The organism is Erwinia sp. 2186 (assembly GCF_057812255.1).
The window spans coordinates 4034696-4052458 of the sequence record NZ_CM173824.1 but is presented as its reverse complement, the minus strand read 5'-3'; the positions used below and the strand labels follow the sequence as shown (position 1 = coordinate 4052458).

The 17763-nt window shown below is 55.5% G+C and carries 16 protein-coding genes; 13 read left to right on the top strand and 3 right to left on the bottom strand.

Features of this window, described 5'->3' with window-relative positions:
* Window positions 1–930 carry a homoserine kinase gene (thrB, locus tag ACXKZG_RS18965; RefSeq protein WP_053140355.1) on the top strand — a complete coding sequence of 310 codons (930 nt, stop codon included), beginning with the start codon at window positions 1–3 and terminating at the stop codon, window positions 928–930.
* Window positions 931–933: 3 nt separating this feature from the next.
* Entirely contained in the window at window positions 934–2220 is a 1287-nt protein-coding gene (thrC, locus tag ACXKZG_RS18960) for a threonine synthase (RefSeq protein WP_013200698.1), read from the top strand.
* A gap of 82 nt (window positions 2221–2302) precedes the next feature.
* On the opposite strand, the gene yaaA is transcribed toward thrC, so the two are convergent.
* Window positions 2303–3079, bottom strand: coding sequence for a peroxide stress protein YaaA (gene yaaA, locus ACXKZG_RS18955; protein WP_488875271.1), 777 nt, complete (start codon window positions 3077–3079; stop codon window positions 2303–2305).
* 253 nt (window positions 3080–3332) lie between these two features.
* Between yaaA and tal the strand changes: the two genes are divergently transcribed.
* From tal to ACXKZG_RS18940, 3 genes are all read left to right on the top strand, one after another.
* Entirely contained in the window at window positions 3333–4286 is a 954-nt protein-coding gene (gene tal / locus ACXKZG_RS18950) for a transaldolase (protein WP_488875270.1), read from the top strand.
* Window positions 4287–4418: 132 nt separating this feature from the next.
* On the top strand, window positions 4419–5006 hold the full coding sequence (gene mog / locus ACXKZG_RS18945; RefSeq protein WP_013200701.1) for a molybdopterin adenylyltransferase: 588 nt from the start codon (window positions 4419–4421) through the stop codon (window positions 5004–5006).
* Between the two features lie 122 nt (window positions 5007–5128).
* Entirely contained in the window at window positions 5129–6430 is a 1302-nt protein-coding gene (locus ACXKZG_RS18940) for an MFS transporter (protein WP_488875269.1), read from the top strand.
* A gap of 53 nt (window positions 6431–6483) precedes the next feature.
* On the opposite strand, the gene satP is transcribed toward ACXKZG_RS18940, so the two are convergent.
* Complete coding sequence (gene satP / locus ACXKZG_RS18935; RefSeq protein WP_488875268.1) at window positions 6484–7056, bottom strand: acetate uptake transporter; 573 nt, start codon at window positions 7054–7056, stop codon at window positions 6484–6486.
* Between the two features lie 110 nt (window positions 7057–7166).
* Between satP and ACXKZG_RS18930 the strand changes: the two genes are divergently transcribed.
* The 5 genes from ACXKZG_RS18930 to nhaR all read left to right on the top strand — a co-directional run bounded on the left by ACXKZG_RS18930 (window position 7167) and on the right by nhaR (window position 12828).
* Window positions 7167–7358, top strand: coding sequence for a hypothetical protein (locus tag ACXKZG_RS18930; RefSeq protein ID WP_041691897.1), 192 nt, complete (start codon window positions 7167–7169; stop codon window positions 7356–7358).
* A 26-nt stretch (window positions 7359–7384) separates the two neighbouring features.
* Window positions 7385–9301: a molecular chaperone DnaK gene (gene dnaK, locus ACXKZG_RS18925; RefSeq protein ID WP_013200704.1), complete on the top strand. Its 1917-nt coding sequence runs from the start codon at window positions 7385–7387 to the stop codon at window positions 9299–9301.
* Window positions 9302–9409: 108 nt separating this feature from the next.
* Window positions 9410–10549, top strand: a complete 1140-nt coding sequence (gene dnaJ / locus ACXKZG_RS18920) for a molecular chaperone DnaJ (protein WP_013200705.1) — start codon at window positions 9410–9412, stop codon at window positions 10547–10549.
* A 183-nt stretch (window positions 10550–10732) separates the two neighbouring features.
* Window positions 10733–11893, top strand: a complete 1161-nt coding sequence (gene nhaA, locus ACXKZG_RS18915; RefSeq protein WP_346566971.1) for a Na+/H+ antiporter NhaA — start codon at window positions 10733–10735, stop codon at window positions 11891–11893.
* Between the two features lie 47 nt (window positions 11894–11940).
* Window positions 11941–12828 carry a transcriptional activator NhaR gene (gene nhaR, locus ACXKZG_RS18910; protein WP_013200707.1) on the top strand — a complete coding sequence of 296 codons (888 nt, stop codon included), beginning with the start codon at window positions 11941–11943 and terminating at the stop codon, window positions 12826–12828.
* A 64-nt stretch (window positions 12829–12892) separates the two neighbouring features.
* Here nhaR and rpsT read toward each other — a convergent pair whose 3' ends face one another.
* The gene (rpsT, locus tag ACXKZG_RS18905; RefSeq protein WP_013200708.1) at window positions 12893–13156 is read right to left on the bottom strand and encodes a 30S ribosomal protein S20; all 264 of its coding nucleotides are present in this window, start codon (window positions 13154–13156) and stop codon (window positions 12893–12895) included.
* Window positions 13157–13471: 315 nt separating this feature from the next.
* On the opposite strand from rpsT, the gene ribF reads away from it, so the two are divergent.
* Genes ribF through lspA form a run of 3 tightly spaced genes read left to right on the top strand, consistent with a single transcriptional unit; the run spans window position 13472 to window position 17757 of the window.
* Window positions 13472–14410, top strand: a complete 939-nt coding sequence (gene ribF / locus ACXKZG_RS18900; RefSeq protein WP_053140334.1) for a bifunctional riboflavin kinase/FAD synthetase — start codon at window positions 13472–13474, stop codon at window positions 14408–14410.
* A 30-nt stretch (window positions 14411–14440) separates the two neighbouring features.
* The gene (gene ileS / locus ACXKZG_RS18895; RefSeq protein WP_013200710.1) at window positions 14441–17257 is read left to right on the top strand and encodes an isoleucine--tRNA ligase; all 2817 of its coding nucleotides are present in this window, start codon (window positions 14441–14443) and stop codon (window positions 17255–17257) included.
* A complete protein-coding gene (lspA, locus tag ACXKZG_RS18890; RefSeq protein WP_013200711.1) occupies window positions 17257–17757 on the top strand; it encodes a signal peptidase II in 501 nt (166 codons plus the stop codon). Before ileS ends, lspA begins: the two co-directional genes overlap by 1 nt.
* Window positions 17758–17763: the final 6 nt, after the last annotated feature.

The window sequence follows — 17763 nt, the reverse complement described above, 5'->3', positions numbered from 1 at the left end:
ATGGTTAAGATTTATGCCCCTGCCTCAATCGGCAACGTCAGCGTGGGCTTTGATGTACTGGGTGCGGCGGTGTCTCCGATTGACGGCGCCTTGCTGGGCGACTGCGTGACCGTGGAAGCGGCCAGCGAATTCAGCCTGCGTAATGAAGGGCGTTTCGTCAGCAAGCTCCCCACCAATCCGCAGGAAAACATCGTCTGGCAGTGTTGGGATCGTTTCTGCGAAGCGATTGGCAAACGCGTGCCGGTGGCGATGACGCTTGAAAAAAACATGCCAATCGGTTCCGGCCTGGGTTCCAGCGCCTGTTCGGTGGTGGCTGGCCTGATGGCGATGAACGAGCACTGTGGTAAGCCGCTGAGCGATACCGAATTGCTGGCGCTGATGGGCGAACTGGAAGGGCGTATTTCCGGGAGCGTGCATTATGATAACGTGGCGCCGTGCTTCCTCGGCGGCATTCAGCTGATGCTCGAGGAAAATGGGATTATCAGCCAGCAGGTGCCAGGCTTTGATGACTGGCTGTGGGTAATGGCCTACCCGGGGATCAAAGTTTCCACCGCGGAAGCCCGCGCGATCCTGCCGGCACAGTACCGTAAAGAAGACATTATTAAGCACGGTCGCTACCTGGGTGGGTTTATTCATGCCTGCCACACGCAGCAACCGGCGCTGGCGGCAAAGCTGATGCGCGATGTGATCGCCGAGCCTTACCGCACCAAGCTGTTACCGGGATTTGCTGAAGCCCGTCAGGCCGCGCAGGATATTGGCGCGCTGGCCTGTGGGATTTCAGGATCCGGCCCAACGCTATTCGCCGTCTGTAACCAACCGGACACGGCGCAGCGCATGGCAGACTGGCTCAGCCAGCACTATCTGCAAAATGATGAAGGCTTCGTTCATATCTGCCGCATAGACACGGCAGGCGCACGTAAACTGGGATAACGCATGAAACTGTATAATCTTAAGGATCACAACGAGCAGGTAAGCTTCTCGCAGGCCGTTAAGCAAGGCCTCGGCAAACAGCAGGGCCTGTTCTTTCCGCTCGAGCTGCCTGAGTTTGAACTGACCGACATCGACGAGATGTTGGAAATGGATTTCGTTACCCGCAGTAGCAAAATCCTCTCTGCCTTTATTGGCGATGAGATCGAACCTCATCAGCTGCATCAGCGCCTGAAAACCGCCTTCAGCTTCCCGGCACCGGTACAAAAGGTGACGGATGATATCGCTGCGCTGGAGCTGTTCCATGGTCCAACGCTGGCGTTTAAAGACTTTGGCGGCCGTTTTATGGCGCAAATGCTCTCCTACGTTAGCGGCGCCGATGAGAAAATCACCATTCTGACCGCCACTTCCGGCGATACCGGTGCGGCAGTTGCTCATGCTTTCTTCGGCATGGAAAACGTTCGCGTGGTGATCCTCTATCCGAAAGGCAAAATCAGTCCGCTGCAGGAAAAACTGTTCTGTACGCTGGGTGGCAATATCCAGACCATCGCCATTGAAGGCGATTTCGATGCCTGTCAGTCACTGGTGAAGCAGGCCTTCGATGATGAGCTGCTGAAGAAAGCCATTGGCCTGAACTCGGCAAACTCGATCAACATCAGCCGCCTGCTGGCGCAGATTTGTTACTACTTCGAAGCGGTGGCACAACTGCCTCAGGAGAAGCGTAACCAGCTGGTGATCTCCGTACCGAGTGGTAACTTCGGCGACCTGACCGCGGGCCTGCTGGCGAAATCCCTTGGCCTGCCGGTTAAGCGCTTTATTGCCGCTACCAACGCCAATGACACCGTTCCGCGCTTCCTTGAGAAGGGCGAATGGCAGCCTAATGCCACGGTTTCCACCTTGTCTAACGCGATGGATGTCAGCCAGCCGAACAACTGGCCGCGCGTGGAAGAGATCTTCCGCCGCAAAACCTGGCGCCTGACCGATCTGGGCTTTGGTGCGGTTGATGATCAGACCACCAAAGACACCATGCGTGAGCTGGCGGACCTGGGTTACATCTCTGAGCCCCACGCGGCGATTGCTTACCGTATGCTGCGCGATCAGTTGCAGGAAGGGGAGTTTGGTTTATTCCTCGGCACCGCGCACCCGGCCAAGTTTATCGAAAGCGTGGAAGCGATCCTCGACCGCAAGCTGCCGGTGCCAGAAGAGCTGGCACAGCGTGCCAACCTGCCGCTGCTCTCCCATGAGATGAAAGCGGACTTCGCGGAACTGCGCGAGTTCCTGTTGCACAAATAAGGTCTCCGGCCCCGTTGTGGGCCGTATCCACCCATGCAAACGGCCCTGAAAAGGGCCGTTTTTTTATGCTGCCGGTGTGCTGTCAGGCCGCTTCGCGGCGCTTAAACATCAGTTCGCTATCGCTACTCTCTTCCGGGATAAAGGCGTAGCCGTCCACATCAAACTTCTTCAGCTGTGCCGGTTTGGTCAGGCGATTCTCAATGACATAACGGCTCATCAGGCCCCGTGCCTTTTTGGCATAGAAGCTGATCACTTTGAACTTGCCGTTTTTCTCGTCGAGGAACACCGGCTTGATGATACGGCCATTGAGCTTTTTCGGCTTCACCGCTTTGAAATACTCATCGGACGCCAGGTTTAGCAACACATCATCGCCTTGCTCGGCCAGCGCGGCATTCAGCGCTTCGGTCAGCTTATCGCCCCAGAAGGTGTAGAGATCTTTGCCAGCCGGGTTTTCCAGCCTGATGCCCATTTCCAGACGATAGGGCTGCATCAAATCCAGCGGGCGCAGCAGACCGTAAAGGCCGGACAGCATACGCAGGTGCTGCTGAGCAAAATCGAAATCCTTCTCTTTAAAGGTCTCCGCCTGCAGGCCGGTATAGACATCACCTTTAAAGGCGAGGATCGCCTGACGGGCATTTTCCGGGGTGAACGGCGGGTGCCAGTTATGGAAACGATCGGCGTTCAGTCCAGCCAGCTTATCGCTGATATGCATCAGTGAACCGATCTGCGCTGGCGTCAGCTTTCGGGCAACCTCAATCAGTTTTTGGGAATCATCCAGCAACGCAGGTTGGGTGAAACGTTTGGTCGCCAGCGGGCTTTCAAAATCCAGCGTTTTGGCTGGGGAGATAACCATCAACATGCCTGAGTCCTTGTATGAATATGCCGCGAGGGGCAAAAGTTTAGCCGTTACTTTAGCAAAAAAGTGACATGAAAGGAGTAATCGCTGCCATTGCCTTTACTGATCCCCGGCGCGTTAAAGGGGGTATTCTTCATCAATTTAGCACTGCGTGGCCTGCGGGCAACCTTACCTTGCATGGCAAGCTTCGCGTGATATTATCCGTGTCAGACATTTTCTAGAACCCGATAACTCTACTCTGATGAGAATGACAACCATGACGGATAAACTGACTTCCCTGCGTCAACTGACTACCGTTGTTGCCGATACCGGTGACATTGCAGCGATGAAGCTGTACAAGCCGCAAGATGCTACCACCAACCCTTCCCTGATCCTGAGCGCCGCGCAGATCCCTGAATACCGCAAGCTGATTGATGAAGCGGTTACCTGGGCTCGCGATCAGAGCAGCAACAAAGAAGAGCAGGTGAACTACGCTGCGGACAAGCTGGCCGTCAATATCGGTCTGGAAATCCTGAAGCTGGTCCCTGGCCGTATCTCTACCGAAGTCGATGCCCGTCTGTCTTACGACACCGAAGGCAGCATCAATAAAGCCCGTTCCCTGATCAAACTGTATAACGATGCTGGCATCAGCAACGACCGCATCCTGATCAAACTGGCGTCCACCTGGCAGGGCATCCGTGCTGCTGAGCAGCTGGAAAAAGAAGGCATCAACTGTAACCTGACGCTGCTGTTCTCCTTCGCCCAGGCGCGTGCCTGTGCTGAAGCGGGCGTGTTCCTGATTTCTCCGTTCGTCGGCCGTATTCTCGACTGGTACAAAGCCAACACTGACAAGAAAGAGTACGCTGCCCATGAAGATCCAGGCGTGGTTTCCGTGTCTGAAATCTACGAATACTACAAGCAGCATGGCTACGAAACCGTTGTGATGGGCGCAAGCTTCCGTAACGTTGGCGAAATCATCGAACTGGCTGGCTGCGACCGTCTGACCATCTCACCGAACCTGCTGAAAGAGCTGGCAGAAACCGAAGGGACGCTGGAGCGTAAACTGTCTTACACCGGCGAAGTGAAAGCGCGTCCGGCGAAAATGACTGAATCTGAGTTCCTGTGGCAGCACAACCAGGATCCGATGGCCGTCGATAAACTGGCTCAGGGAATCCGTAACTTTGCGCTCGACCAGGGCAAACTCGACAAAATGATTGCCGACCTGCTGTAAGTCTCCGACCGTGGCCGGTTATCCGGCCACCGTTTTCCCCCGCTGTACATCCCGCTTTGTAATGGTTTATCCTGCTTTTATCCTCCTCCACGCCCGCGCTTTTACCGTGGCCGTAAACACAGTGACCACACCATGAATACACTACGTATAGGCTTAATTTCGGTTTCCGATCGTGCCGCCAACGGCATCTATCAGGATCAGGGGCTGCCTGCACTTGAGGCCTGGTTAACCCAGGCGCTGGCGACGCCGTTTGAGATTGAAAAACGGCTGGTGCCGGATGAACAGCCGATGATTGAACAGGCGATTTGCGAGCTGGTGGATGAAATGTTCTGCCATCTGGTGCTGACCACGGGCGGCACGGGTCCGGCGCGTCGTGACGTCACCCCGGATGCCACGCTGGCGATTGCCGATCGCGAGATGCCCGGTTTCGGCGAGCAAATGCGCCAGATCAGCCTCAACTTTGTGCCGACGGCGATCCTTTCCCGTCAGGTCGGCGTGATCCGTAAACAATCGCTGATTATTAATCTGCCGGGCCAGCCAAAGTCGATTCAAGAGACGCTGGAAGGGCTGAAGGATGCCGAGGGTAAGGCGCGCGTGCACGGTATTTTTGCCAGCGTGCCGTATTGCATTCAGCTGCTGGAAGGCCCGTATGTCGAGACGCACGACGCGGTGGTAGCAGCATTTCGTCCCAAAAGTGCGCGTCGCGAAACAAACGGCTAAAAATGGCGTAATTCAGGCATAAGATCGAGCTGGTGTAGCGGGAATTGAACGGTATAGTAAGGATAGCTTTACAACTTCTCACTCACCTTTTTTCTTCACCTTCTGGATGTGCCTGAATAATTATGCTGCACGATAACGATCGCCGCCTGAACCGGCAGGATTACAAGACACTTTCTCTGGCGGCGCTCGGTGGCGCTCTGGAATTCTACGACTTCATCATCTTCGTGTTCTTCGCGGCGGTGATTGGCGATCTGTTCTTCCCGGCGGATATTCCCGACTGGCTGCGCCAGGTCCAGACCTTTGCCATTTTCGCTGCCGGCTATCTTGCCCGTCCGTTAGGCGGCCTGATCATGGCGCATTTCGGTGACAGCCAGGGGCGCAAAAAGATGTTCAGTCTGAGCATTCTGCTGATGGCGCTGCCCACGCTGGCGATGGGGCTGTTGCCGACCTATGCCACGCTGGGCATTGCCGCACCGATCCTGCTGTTACTGCTGCGCGTGCTGCAAGGCGCGGCGATCGGTGGCGAAGTGCCGGGTGCCTGGGTGTTTGTCGCTGAACATGTTCCCGAAAAACGCATCGGCTTTGCCTGCGGCACCCTGACCGCCGGGCTCACCGCGGGCATCCTGCTGGGATCGGTGGTGGCAACGCTGGTCAACAGCGCCTTTGGTCCGCAGGGCATCCTGTCCGGCGCCTGGCGTATCCCGTTCCTGCTGGGCGGCGTGTTTGGCTTTATCGCGCTGTATCTGCGCCGCTGGTTGCAGGAAACCCCGATCTTTGTCGAGATGAAAGCGCGGAAAGCGCTGGCCGCGGAACTGCCGTTGAAAGCGGTGGTGGTGAAACATAAACGCGAAATCGCCATCAGCATGTTGCTGACCTGGCTGCTCTCGGCGGGAATTGTGGTGGTGATCCTGATGACGCCGACCTTGCTGCAAAAGCAGTACGGCATTCCGACTGCGCAAGCACTGCAGGCCAACAGCCTGGCGACGGTGATGCTGCTGGTGGGCTGCATCTGCGCGGGCTTTGCAGCCGATCGCTTTGGCGCCAGTAAAACCTTTATCGTGGGCAGCCTGTTGCTGGCGGTGTGCAGCTGGATATTTTACCGCACGGTTGGCGCGCATCCCGAGCTGTTATTCCCCTGCTACGCGCTGGTGGGCTTAAGCGTGGGCGTGGTCGGCGCGGTGCCTTATGTGATGGTGCGGGCCTTCCCGGCGGAAGTGCGTTTCACCGGTATTGCCTTCTCATATAACGTCGCTTACGCCATTTTTGGCGGCTTAACGCCAATTTTCGTCACCCTGATTATGGCGGTGACGCCGCTGGCCCCGGCTTATTATGTGTTGGCGCTGTCAGCAATCGGTCTGCTGGTCGGCATCTGGTTAAAGCGCGATGGCAAGCGTGACGCACTGGGCGGTCGTACCTTCAGCTAATAAAAAAGCCCGGTCATTTTTCAACGGCCGGGCGGGTCACTTTCTTCCGCAAATTACGCCTTATTCATCTCGCCAACGGGCAGCGCTGTGCGCCCCAAATGCGCATTAATCACTTCGGCCATGGCCAGATAAATCGCGCTGGCGCCGCAAAGAATGCCTTCATAGCCTGCCAGCATCATCACGGCATGATTGCCGGCAATATGGCCGATGGCGAGAAGGGCGAAGAGCAGCGTCAGGCTGGCGAAGACAAACTGTAAGGCCCGGTTGGCGCGCAGGGTGCCAAAGAACATAAACAGCGTGAACACGCCCCATAATGCCAGCCAGATACCGAGCGCGGTGTCATCAGCGGGCTCTGCTAGTCCGGTGCGGGGTAACAGTAAAATGCCCACCAGGCTCAGCCAGAAGCAGCCATAGGCGGTGAAGGCTGTCAGGCCGAAGGTGTTCCCTTTTTTATACTCCATAAGGCCGGCGAGGATCTGCGCCAGACCGCCAAAAAATATCCCCATGCTGAAAATGGCGGCGTTAAGCGGAAAGAAACCGGCGTTATGCAGATTAAGGTATACGGTGGTCATGCCAAAGCCCATCAGGCCGAGCGGTCCGGGGTTCGCTAATTTGCTGCTGTCCATAAATCCTCTGATATCCATGATCAAGAAGTAAAAAAAACTGAAGTAACTGACTGAAAGGGGCTGTTTTTGCGGATTAATGGCCCCATTTTTTCAACTCGCGCGGCATCATAATGATCCGCCGTCCGGCAAACCTTGATCTGAAGAGTGGAAAAAACGAAATTTTTTTCACCTTGCCCCTTGATGCCGCTCTGGATGGCCCCATCTTATTTGGCATCCAAGGTTATGGACCTGGAAAAAAAGCGCGGCGCCAGCAGTTGAAACGGCAAAAAAAGCCCGCATTAAGTGTTCATAAACTGATTTGACATAAATTTAAGTGGGAGATGTATAGATGGGTAAAATTATTGGTATTGACCTGGGTACGACTAACTCTTGTGTCGCGATTATGGATGGCGGCAAAGCGCGTGTACTGGAGAATGCGGAAGGCGATCGCACCACCCCTTCCATCATCGCGTACACCCAGGACGGCGAGATTCTGGTCGGTTCACCGGCTAAGCGTCAGGCTGTGACCAACCCACAGAATACCCTGTTTGCGATTAAGCGCCTGATTGGCCGTCGCTTCCAGGACGAAGAAGTGCAGCGTGATATCAAAATCATGCCATACAAAATCGCCGGTTCTGACAACGGTGACGCCTGGATCGACGTGAAAGGCCAGAAAATGGCACCGCCGCAGATCTCTGCTGAAGTGCTGAAGAAAATGAAGAAAACGGCTGAAGATTACCTGGGCGAACCGGTAACTGAAGCGGTTATCACTGTTCCAGCGTACTTTAACGATGCGCAGCGTCAGGCAACGAAAGATGCCGGCCGTATCGCAGGTCTGGACGTAAAACGTATCATCAACGAACCAACCGCAGCGGCACTGGCTTACGGTATGGACAAAGGCCAGGGCAACCGCACTATCGCGGTTTATGACCTGGGCGGCGGTACCTTCGATATCTCCATCATCGAAATCGATGAAGTTGATGGCGAAAAAACCTTTGAAGTGCTGGCAACCAACGGTGATACCCACCTGGGTGGTGAAGACTTCGATAGCCGCATGATCAACTATCTGGTGGCAGAATTTAAGAAAGATTCTGGCATCGATCTGCACAACGATCCGCTGGCAATGCAGCGTCTGAAAGAAGCGGCAGAGAAAGCGAAAATCGAACTGTCTTCTGCACAGCAGACCGACGTGAACCTGCCGTACATCACGGCTGATGCGACTGGTCCTAAGCACCTGAACATCAAAGTGACCCGTGCGAAGCTGGAATCACTGGTTGAAGATCTGGTGGCTCGCTCTATCGACCCGCTGAAAGTGGCGCTGCAGGATGCCGGTCTGTCTGTTTCAGACATCAACGACGTTATCCTTGTTGGTGGCCAGACGCGTATGCCAATGGTGCAGTCGAAAGTGGCTGAGTTCTTCGGTAAAGAACCACGTAAAGACGTAAACCCGGATGAAGCGGTTGCCGTCGGTGCTGCGGTTCAGGGTGGCGTGTTAGCGGGTGAAGTGAAAGACGTTCTGTTACTGGACGTTACCCCTCTGTCTCTGGGTATCGAAACCATGGGTGGCGTGATGACCTCACTGATCACCAAGAACACCACTATCCCGACCAAACACAGCCAGGTGTTCTCTACTGCTGAAGACAACCAGTCTGCTGTAACCATTCACGTGGTTCAGGGTGAGCGTAAGCGTGCTGCGGATAACAAATCGCTGGGCCAGTTCAACCTGGACGGGATTCAGGGCGCACCGCGCGGCATGCCGCAGATCGAAGTCACCTTTGATATCGATGCCGATGGTATCCTGCACGTGTCTGCTAAAGACAAAAACAGCGGTAAAGAGCAGAAGATCACCATCAAGGCATCTTCTGGTCTGAACGACGAAGAGATCGAAAAAATGGTTCGTGACGCTGAAGCTAACGCTGAGTCCGACCGTAAGTTCGAAGAGCTGGTTCAGGTTCGTAACACAGCCGATCACTTGTCGCACAGCACCCGTAAGCAGCTGGACGAAGCCGGCGATAAACTGCCAGCAGACGACAAGGCGCCGATTGAGGCAGCCCTGGCCGAGCTGAACGAAGCGCTGAAAGGCGAAGATAAAGACGCTATCGAAGCGAAAATGCAGGCGCTGACTGAAGTTTCCAGCAAACTGATGGAGTTCGCACAGCAGCAGCAGGCCGCTGGCGGCGCAGCGGATGCCGGTGACGCTTCTGCGAAGAAAGATGACGACGTTGTTGACGCTGAATTTGAAGAAGTGAAAGACAACAAAAAATAATCGCCCTGAGCGGGCACGGTGGCCTGTAACAGGCCACTGATGATAACCGGCACGGGCGTGGGAATTTCTCCACGCCCGTGCACGCATGTTAAGGGCAGGAACACCAGTATGGCGAAGCAAGACTATTACGAGATTTTAGGCGTTTCCAAATCAGCGGATGAGCGTGAAATCAAAAAGGCCTACAAACGCCTGGCGATGAAACTCCACCCTGACCGTAATCCCGGTGATAAAGAATCTGAAGCCAAATTTAAAGAAGTGAAGGAAGCGTACGAAATTCTGACCGATGGCCAGAAACGTGCAGCTTACGATCAGTACGGTCATGCAGCCTTTGAACAGGGCGGTATGGGCGGCGGTGGCGGCGGCTTTGGTGGCGGCGGTGCCGATTTCAGCGATATCTTTGGCGACGTGTTCGGCGATATCTTTGGCGGAGGACGTCGTCAGCAACGTGCTGCGCGTGGTGCCGATTTACGCTACAACATGGAGCTGACGCTTGAAGAAGCTGTCCGCGGCGTGTCCAAAGAGATCCGCATTCCAACGTTGGAAGAGTGTGAGGTGTGTGACGGTAGCGGCGCGAAAGCGGGCACCAAACCACAGACCTGTGGCACCTGTCATGGACAGGGCCAGGTTCAGATGCGTCAGGGCTTCTTTACCGTGCAGCAGGCGTGTCCTACCTGTCACGGTCGCGGCTCGGTGATCAAGGATCCGTGTAATGCCTGTCACGGTCACGGCCGCGTCGAGAAGTCCAAGACCCTGTCGGTGAAAATCCCGGCTGGCGTCGATACCGGCGACCGTATCCGTCTGACTGGCGAAGGCGAAGCGGGCGAGCATGGTGCACCGGCAGGAGATCTCTACGTTCAGGTGCAGGTGCGCAAGCACCCAATCTTCGAGCGTGAAGAGAACAACCTGTATTGCGAAGTGCCGATCAACTTTGCCATGGCAGCACTGGGCGGCGAGATTGAAGTGCCGACGCTGGATGGCCGTGTGAAGTTGAAAGTCCCGGCGGAAACCCAGACCGGCAAGCTGTTCCGTATGCGCAGCAAGGGTGTTAAATCCGTGCGCGGCGGTGCTCAGGGCGACCTGCTGTGCCGCGTGGTGGTAGAAACCCCGGTCAGCCTGAACGAGAAGCAGAAGGCGTTGCTGCAGGAGCTGGAAGAGAGCTTCGGTGGCCCAAGCGGCGAGAAGAACAGCCCGCGCTCGAAAAGCTTCTTCGACGGCGTGAAGAAATTCTTCGATGACCTGACTCGTTAATTTCTGCGGAAGTCAGACTAACGGACGGCTCAGGCTGTCCGTTTTTTTTTGCGCATTTTCCCGAACGGCTTCACAACTCGGAAATACCTACCTTATAACCGGGTATAAACTGTTTTTTACGAGCAGTTAAAGCGCGTATGCTTGCGGTACTTTTCTTCATCACTTTGTTAAGGGAATGCCAAGATGAATGCAGCGCTCAAACGACTCCTGAAAAATGAAGCCACCGGTGGCGTGGTACTCATTATCGCTGCGGCGATAGCGATGATCCTCGCGAACACGGCCGGCACCCAGCAGGCTTACCAATCTATCCTGAATATGCCGGTCGAATTCCGCTTCGGTAGCCTGGATATCAGCAAAAACCTGCTGTTGTGGATCAATGATGCGCTGATGGCGGTGTTCTTCCTGATGATCGGTCTGGAAGTGAAGCACGAGCTGGTTTCCGGCTCGCTGGCAACGCGTGAGCGTGCGATGTTCCCATTGATTGCCGCGCTGGGCGGTATGCTGGCCCCCGCGCTGATCTATGCGGCGATGAACCATAACGATCCGCTGGCCATTCACGGCTGGGCTATCCCGACCGCGACGGACATCGCGTTTGCGCTGGGTATCCTTGCGCTGCTCGGCAGCCGCGTGCCGCCTGCGCTGAAGATGTTCCTGATGGCGCTGGCCGTCATTGATGACCTTGGGGCGATCCTGATCATTGCCTTCTTCTATACCCAGGACCTGTCCGTGACGTCACTGGCCGTTGCCGGCGGCGCGATTGTGGTGCTGGCGCTGCTGAATAAAATGGGCGTGCGCAGTATCTCGCTTTATATGCTGGTTGGCATGGTGCTGTGGGTGGCGGTGCTGAAGTCTGGCATCCACGCCACGGTGGCGGGTGTGCTGGTTGGATTCTTTGTGCCGCTGAAAAAAGAGAACGGTCATTCCCCGGCGATGCACCTGGCGCATGGCCTGGCGCCATGGGTGAGCTGGGTGATCCTGCCGCTGTTTGCCTTTGCCAATGCCGGCGTCTCGTTAACCGGCGTGTCTGCTGATGGCCTGCTGTCGGCGGTGCCAATCGGCATTATTCTCGGGCTGTTTATCGGTAAACCGCTGGGGATCACCCTGATCTGCTGGCTGGCGGTAAAACTGAAGATTGCGGCCTTGCCGGAAGGCACCCGCATGCAGGACATCGCGTCGGTCGGGCTGCTGTGCGGGATCGGCTTTACCATGTCGATCTTTATCGCCTCGCTGGCCTTTGATGCCGCCCACGAAGAGATGGTGACGCTGGCGAAACTGGGTATCCTGGTCGGTTCGGCTATTTCTGCGGTGATGGGGTACACGCTGTTGCGTCTTAAACTGCGATAACGCGGAACCGGCTGGCCGGTTCCGATCACGCCATCAGGGAGGCGCGCATGTCACACATTAACTTCAACCATCTCTATTACTTCTGGCAGGTGTGCAAAGCCGGTTCGGTGGTGGGCGCGGCAGATGCCCTTAATCTGACGCCGCAGACCATCACCGGGCAGATCAAAGCGCTGGAGGACCGTCTGCAGGGCAAACTGTTTAAACGCCAGGGAAGAGGGCTGGTGCCGTCTGAGCTTGGACAGCTGGTGTTCCGCTATGCCGACAAAATGTTTCAGCTCAGCCAGGAGATGCTGGATATCGTTAACTACCGCAAGGAAGCCAGTCTGCTGTTCGACGTTGGCGTGGCGGATGTGCTGTCGAAAAGGTTGGTCAGCCAGGTGCTGCAAACCGCGGTGGTCGACGAAGATAAAATTCATCTGCGCTGTTATGAATCGACCCACGAAATGCTGCTGGAGCAGCTGAGCCAGCACAAGCTGGATATGATCCTCTCCGACTGCCCAATCGACTCCACCCAGCAGGAAGGACTGTTCTCCGTCAAGCTGGGCGAATCCTGCATCAGCTTCTGGTGTCAGGCACCGCAACCTGATTTACCTTTCCCGGCCTGCCTTGAACAGCGAAAGCTGCTGATCCCCGGCCGTCGTTCGATGCTGGGACGAAAGCTGTTGAACTGGTTTCAGACCCAGGGACTGGAAGTGGATATTCTGGGCGAGTTTGACGATGCCGCACTGATGAAGGCGTTCGGTGCCAGCCACAATGCGATATTTGTCGCGCCATCCAGCTATGCCAATGATGTATTTTTTGAGAAAGGAATTTTAGAACTGGGCAGGATAGACAGCGTGGTGGAAGAGTATCACGTGATATTTGCCGAGCGGATGATCCAGCATCCGGCGGTACAGCGTATCTGCAACAAGGACTTTACGGGGCTGTTTTCCTGAATTGCAGACACAAAAAAACCGGCAGAGCCGGTTTTTTCATCAAAGCCGATTAGCGGGCTGGAGATTAATCCAGTTTGCTGATCTGTGCAGCCAGATTTGCTTTATGGCGTGCAGCTTTGTTTTTGTGGATCAGGCCTTTAGCTGCCTGACGGTCCACAATTGGTTGCATTTCATTAAATGCATTCTGCGCAGCCGCTTTATCGCCAAGAGCGACAGCCGCGTAGACTTTCTTGATAAAAGTACGCAACATTGAACGACGGCTAGCGTTGTGCTTACGACGCTTCTCAGACGTTACTGCGCGTTTCTTAGCTGATTTGATATTAGCCAAGGTCCAACTCCCAAATAGTTCTATGAGGACAATTCAAAGGCCGAGGAATATGCCTCTTTCGCCCATGGTTGTCAATGGATTTGTGCAAATAAGCGCCGCCAAACACGCGACACTCTATTACGTTTCGATGGCGCAAGATTCTACCAGCTTCATCTCACCGAATACAGCTTAATCACAAGATAAATGCTATTGCCGCCTGACGGAGCAGTTTACCGCAGAAAATGCCGCGATAAACAGAGTAAAGCCGCATTCGCGGGTTAACCTTCAGAGCTGTACAAGGTATAATCCGCCGATTTCCACAAATTTGAGCCAGCCATGAAGTTTATCCGCGGCATACATAACCTTAGGGAGCAGCATCGCGGCTGCGTACTGACCATCGGTAACTTCGATGGCGTGCATCGCGGCCATCAGGCGCTGCTGGCCCGACTGTGTGAAGAAGGACGCCAACGCAATTTGCCGGTGGTGGTGATGATCTTTGAACCGCAACCGCTTGAGCTGTTTGCGGCTGATAAAGCGCCTGCCAGGCTGACACGCCTGCGGGATAAAGTTCGCTACCTGAGCGAAGCGGGTGTGGATGCGGTGCTGTGCGTGCGTTTCGACCGCCGCTTTGCCGCGCTGACCGCGCAAAGTTTTGTCACCGACTTACTGGTGGACAAGCTGGATGTGAAGTTCCTGGCCGTAGGCGATGACTTCCGCTTTGGCGCTGGTCGCCAGGGAGATTTCCTGTTATTACAGCATGCGGGCATCGAACATGGCTTTGATGTCATCAGTACCCAGACCTTCTGTGATGATGGCAAGCGCATCAGCAGCACGGCAGTCCGTCAGGCGTTGGCCGAAGATAATCTGCCGCTGGCGGCTGCACTTCTTGGACATCCCTTCAGCATTTCAGGCCGGGTCGTGCACGGTGATGCACTGGGCCGGACGTTAGGCTTCCCTACCGCTAATCTGCCGTTGCGACGCTACGTTTCGCCGGTGAAAGGGGTGTATGCCGTGGAAGTGCTGGGTCTGGGCGATAAACCGTTGCCTGGCGTTGCCAACATTGGCACCCGCCCAACGGTTGCCGGCATGCGTCAGCAGTTAGAAGTTCACCTGCTGGACGTTGCAATGCACCTGTATGGACGCCATATAGACGTGGTGCTCTGTCAAAAAATACGAAATGAGCAGCGTTTTGCTTCACTTGACGAGCTCAAAGAGCAAATTGCTAAAGATGTGGTGAGCGCCCGGACATTTTTCGGGCTGAAAACACCGGTTTAAACAGAACCGAAATACGGAATCGAGAATCTGATGAGTGACTATAAATCTACCCTGAATTTGCCGGAAACGGGGTTCCCGATGCGTGGCGATCTGGCCAAGCGTGAACCGGGAATGCTGCAGCGTTGGTATGATGACAATCTCTACGGCATCATCCGCGAAGCCAAAAAAGGGAAAAAAACCTTTATCCTGCATGATGGCCCTCCGTACGCGAACGGCAGCATTCATATTGGTCACTCAGTTAACAAGATTCTGAAAGACATTATCGTTAAGTCCAAAGGTCTGTCGGGCTTCGACTCGCCGTATGTGCCGGGTTGGGACTGCCACGGTCTGCCGATTGAGCACAAAGTTGAGCAGATGATCGGTAAGCCAGGTGAGAAAGTCACCGCGGCAGAATTCCGTGCTGCCTGCCGTGAATACGCGGCCGAGCAGGTTGAAGGCCAGAAAAAGGACTTCATCCGTCTGGGCGTGCTGGGCGACTGGGATCGTCCTTACCTGACCATGAACTTCAAAACTGAAGCGAACATCATCCGTGCGCTCAGCAAAATCATCGGCAACGGCCATATGCACAAAGGCGCCAAGCCGGTGCACTGGTGCATGGACTGCCGCTCTGCGCTGGCAGAAGCCGAAGTCGAGTATTACGACAAAACCTCGCCCTCTATCGACGTGATGTTTAATGCCGTTGATAAAGAGGCGGTACAGGCCAAGTTTGGCGCCGCGCACGTTGACGGCCCGATCTCGCTGGTGATCTGGACCACCACGCCGTGGACCATGCCGGCTAACCGCGCCATCTCTCTGCATCCGGAGTTCGAATACGAACTGCTGCAGATCGAAGGTCGCGCGCTGATCCTGGCAAAAGAGATGGTCGAGAGCGTGATGAAGCGCGTCGGCGTGAGCGAGTGGAAAGTGCTGGGCGAGGTGAAAGGGGCTTCTCTTGAGCTGCAGGCCTTCCAGCATCCGTTCCTCGATCACACTTCACCGGTTGTCCTCGGCGAGCACGTAACGCTGGAAGCGGGTACCGGTGCCGTTCACACCGCGCCGGGCCACGGTCCTGATGACTATGTTATCGGCCAGAAATACGGTATCGAAACCGCCAACCCGGTTGGGCCAGACGGCAGCTTCCTGCCGGGCACCTATCCCTCGCTGGATGGCGTAAACGTCTTTAAAGCCAACGACATGATCGTTGAGATCCTGCGTGAAAAAGGCGCGCTGCTGCATGTGGAAAAACTGCTGCACAGCTACCCACACTGCTGGCGCCACAAAACCCCAATCATCTTCCGTGCCACGCCGCAGTGGTTTATCAGCATGGATCAGAAAGGTCTGCGTGCGCAGTCACTGAAAGAGATCAAAGGCGTGCAGTGGATCCCAGACTGGGGCCAGGCGCGTATCGAATCGATGGTTGCCAACCGTCCAGACTGGTGTATTTCCCGCCAGCGTACCTGGGGCGTGCCGATGTCGTTGTTCGTGCATAAAGACACCGAGCAGCTGCACCCGGATACCCTTGAGCTGATGGAGAAAGTTGCTCAGCGCGTTGAGCAAGACGGTATTCAGGCCTGGTGGGATTTGGACGCCAGCGAGCTGATGGGCGCCGACGCAGAAAACTACGTCAAAGTGCCTGACACGTTGGACGTGTGGTTTGACTCCGGCTCGACCAGCTTCTCGGTGGTGGATGCCCGTCCTGAATTCGACGGTCACTCGCCGGACATGTATCTGGAAGGATCGGATCAGCACCGTGGCTGGTTTATGTCTTCCCTGATGATCTCGACGGCGATGAAAGGCAAAGCGCCTTACCGCCAGGTACTGACCCACGGTTTCACCGTTGATGGTCAGGGCCGTAAGATGTCGAAATCCATCGGCAACACCGTTTCACCCCAAGACGTGATGAACAAGCTGGGTGGCGACATCCTGCGTCTGTGGGTGGCGTCTACCGATTACTCCGGCGAAATGGCGGTATCGGACGAGATCCTGAAACGCTCGGCTGACTCCTATCGCCGTATCCGTAACACTGCGCGCTTCCTGCTGGCTAACCTGAACGGCTTCAACCCAGAAACCGACAGCGTGAAGCCGGAAGAGATGGTGGTGCTGGATCGCTGGGCAGTGGGTCGTGCCAAAGCGGCGCAGGACGATATCCTCGCTTCGTATGAGAACTATGACTTCCATGAAGTCGTCCAGCGTTTGATGCAGTTCTGCTCGGTTGAGATGGGCTCCTTCTACCTGGATATCATCAAAGACCGTCAGTACACCGCGAAAGCCGATGGCCTGGCGCGTCGTAGCTGCCAGACCGCGCTGTATTACATCGCGGAAGCGCTGGTCCGCTGGATGGCGCCGATCATGTCCTTCACCGCAGATGAAATCTGGGGCGAACTGCCAGGCAAGCGCGAGAAGTATGTCTTCACCGGTGAGTGGTTCGACGGCCTGTTTGGTCTGGCGGATAACGAATCGATGAACGACAGCTACTGGGCTGAGCTGCTGAAAGTGCGCGGCGAAGTGAACAAAGTGATCGAGCAGGCGCGTGCTGATAAGCGCGTTGGCGGATCGCTGGAAGCGACGGTAACGCTGTACGCCGATGCCGATCTGGCTAAGAAGCTGGTTAGCCTGGGTGACGAGCTGCGCTTTGTGCTGCTGACCTCGGGTGCCCAGGTGGCTGACTATGCGCTGGCAACCGAAGAAGCGCAGCAGAGCGAGCTGGTGAAAGGTCTGAAAATTGCCCTGCATAAAGCAGAAGGCGAGAAATGCCCACGCTGCTGGCATTACACTACTGACATTGGTCAGAGTGCTGAGCATCCGGACGTGTGCGGACGCTGTGCCACCAACATTGCGGGCGCTGGCGAACAGCGTAAGTTTGCCTGATGAGTAAACCTATCTTCTCGACCGGTTTACGCTGGGTCTGGCTGGTTCTGGTGGTGATTGCCATCGACTTCGCCAGCAAGCAGTGGATTATGAACACGCTGATGTTGCATGAGTCGATGTCAGTGATGCCATTTTTCAACTTCTTCTATGCGCATAACTACGGGGCGGCGTTCAGCTTCCTCGCCGATAAGGGCGGCTGGCAGCGCTGGTTCTTTGCCGGCATCGCGGTGGCGATTGTGGTGGCGTTGCTGGTGATGATGTACCGCACTGCCGCCAGCAATAAGCTCAACAATATTGCTTACGCGCTGATTATTGGCGGCGCGTTAGGTAACCTGTTTGACCGCGCGTATCATGGCTTTGTCGTCGACTTTATCGACTTCTACGTTGGCGACTGGCACTTTGCCACGTTCAATATCGCCGACTGTGCCATCTGTATTGGTGCCGCACTGATCGTGCTGGAGGGCTTTCTCAGCCCGTCCGGCAAACCGGCAAAAAATTAAGGGCAG

What these genes read in the sequence shown, in the direction of transcription:
- thrB (WP_053140355.1), top strand. Translation starts at nt 1, where the DNA reads ATGGTTAAGATTTATGCCCCTGCCTCAATCGGCAACGTCAGCGTGGGC.
- thrC (WP_013200698.1), top strand. Translation starts at nt 934, where the DNA reads ATGAAACTGTATAATCTTAAGGATCACAACGAGCAGGTAAGCTTCTCG.
- yaaA (WP_488875271.1), bottom strand. Translation starts at nt 3,079, where the DNA reads ATGTTGATGGTTATCTCCCCAGCCAAAACGCTGGATTTTGAAAGCCCG.
- tal (WP_488875270.1), top strand. Translation starts at nt 3,333, where the DNA reads ATGACGGATAAACTGACTTCCCTGCGTCAACTGACTACCGTTGTTGCC.
- mog (WP_013200701.1), top strand. Translation starts at nt 4,419, where the DNA reads ATGAATACACTACGTATAGGCTTAATTTCGGTTTCCGATCGTGCCGCC.
- ACXKZG_RS18940 (WP_488875269.1), top strand. Translation starts at nt 5,129, where the DNA reads ATGCTGCACGATAACGATCGCCGCCTGAACCGGCAGGATTACAAGACA.
- satP (WP_488875268.1), bottom strand. Translation starts at nt 7,056, where the DNA reads ATGGACAGCAGCAAATTAGCGAACCCCGGACCGCTCGGCCTGATGGGC.
- ACXKZG_RS18930 (WP_041691897.1), top strand. Translation starts at nt 7,167, where the DNA reads ATGATCCGCCGTCCGGCAAACCTTGATCTGAAGAGTGGAAAAAACGAA.
- dnaK (WP_013200704.1), top strand. Translation starts at nt 7,385, where the DNA reads ATGGGTAAAATTATTGGTATTGACCTGGGTACGACTAACTCTTGTGTC.
- dnaJ (WP_013200705.1), top strand. Translation starts at nt 9,410, where the DNA reads ATGGCGAAGCAAGACTATTACGAGATTTTAGGCGTTTCCAAATCAGCG.
- nhaA (WP_346566971.1), top strand. Translation starts at nt 10,733, where the DNA reads ATGAATGCAGCGCTCAAACGACTCCTGAAAAATGAAGCCACCGGTGGC.
- nhaR (WP_013200707.1), top strand. Translation starts at nt 11,941, where the DNA reads ATGTCACACATTAACTTCAACCATCTCTATTACTTCTGGCAGGTGTGC.
- ribF (WP_053140334.1), top strand. Translation starts at nt 13,472, where the DNA reads ATGAAGTTTATCCGCGGCATACATAACCTTAGGGAGCAGCATCGCGGC.
- ileS (WP_013200710.1), top strand. Translation starts at nt 14,441, where the DNA reads ATGAGTGACTATAAATCTACCCTGAATTTGCCGGAAACGGGGTTCCCG.
- lspA (WP_013200711.1), top strand. Translation starts at nt 17,257, where the DNA reads ATGAGTAAACCTATCTTCTCGACCGGTTTACGCTGGGTCTGGCTGGTT.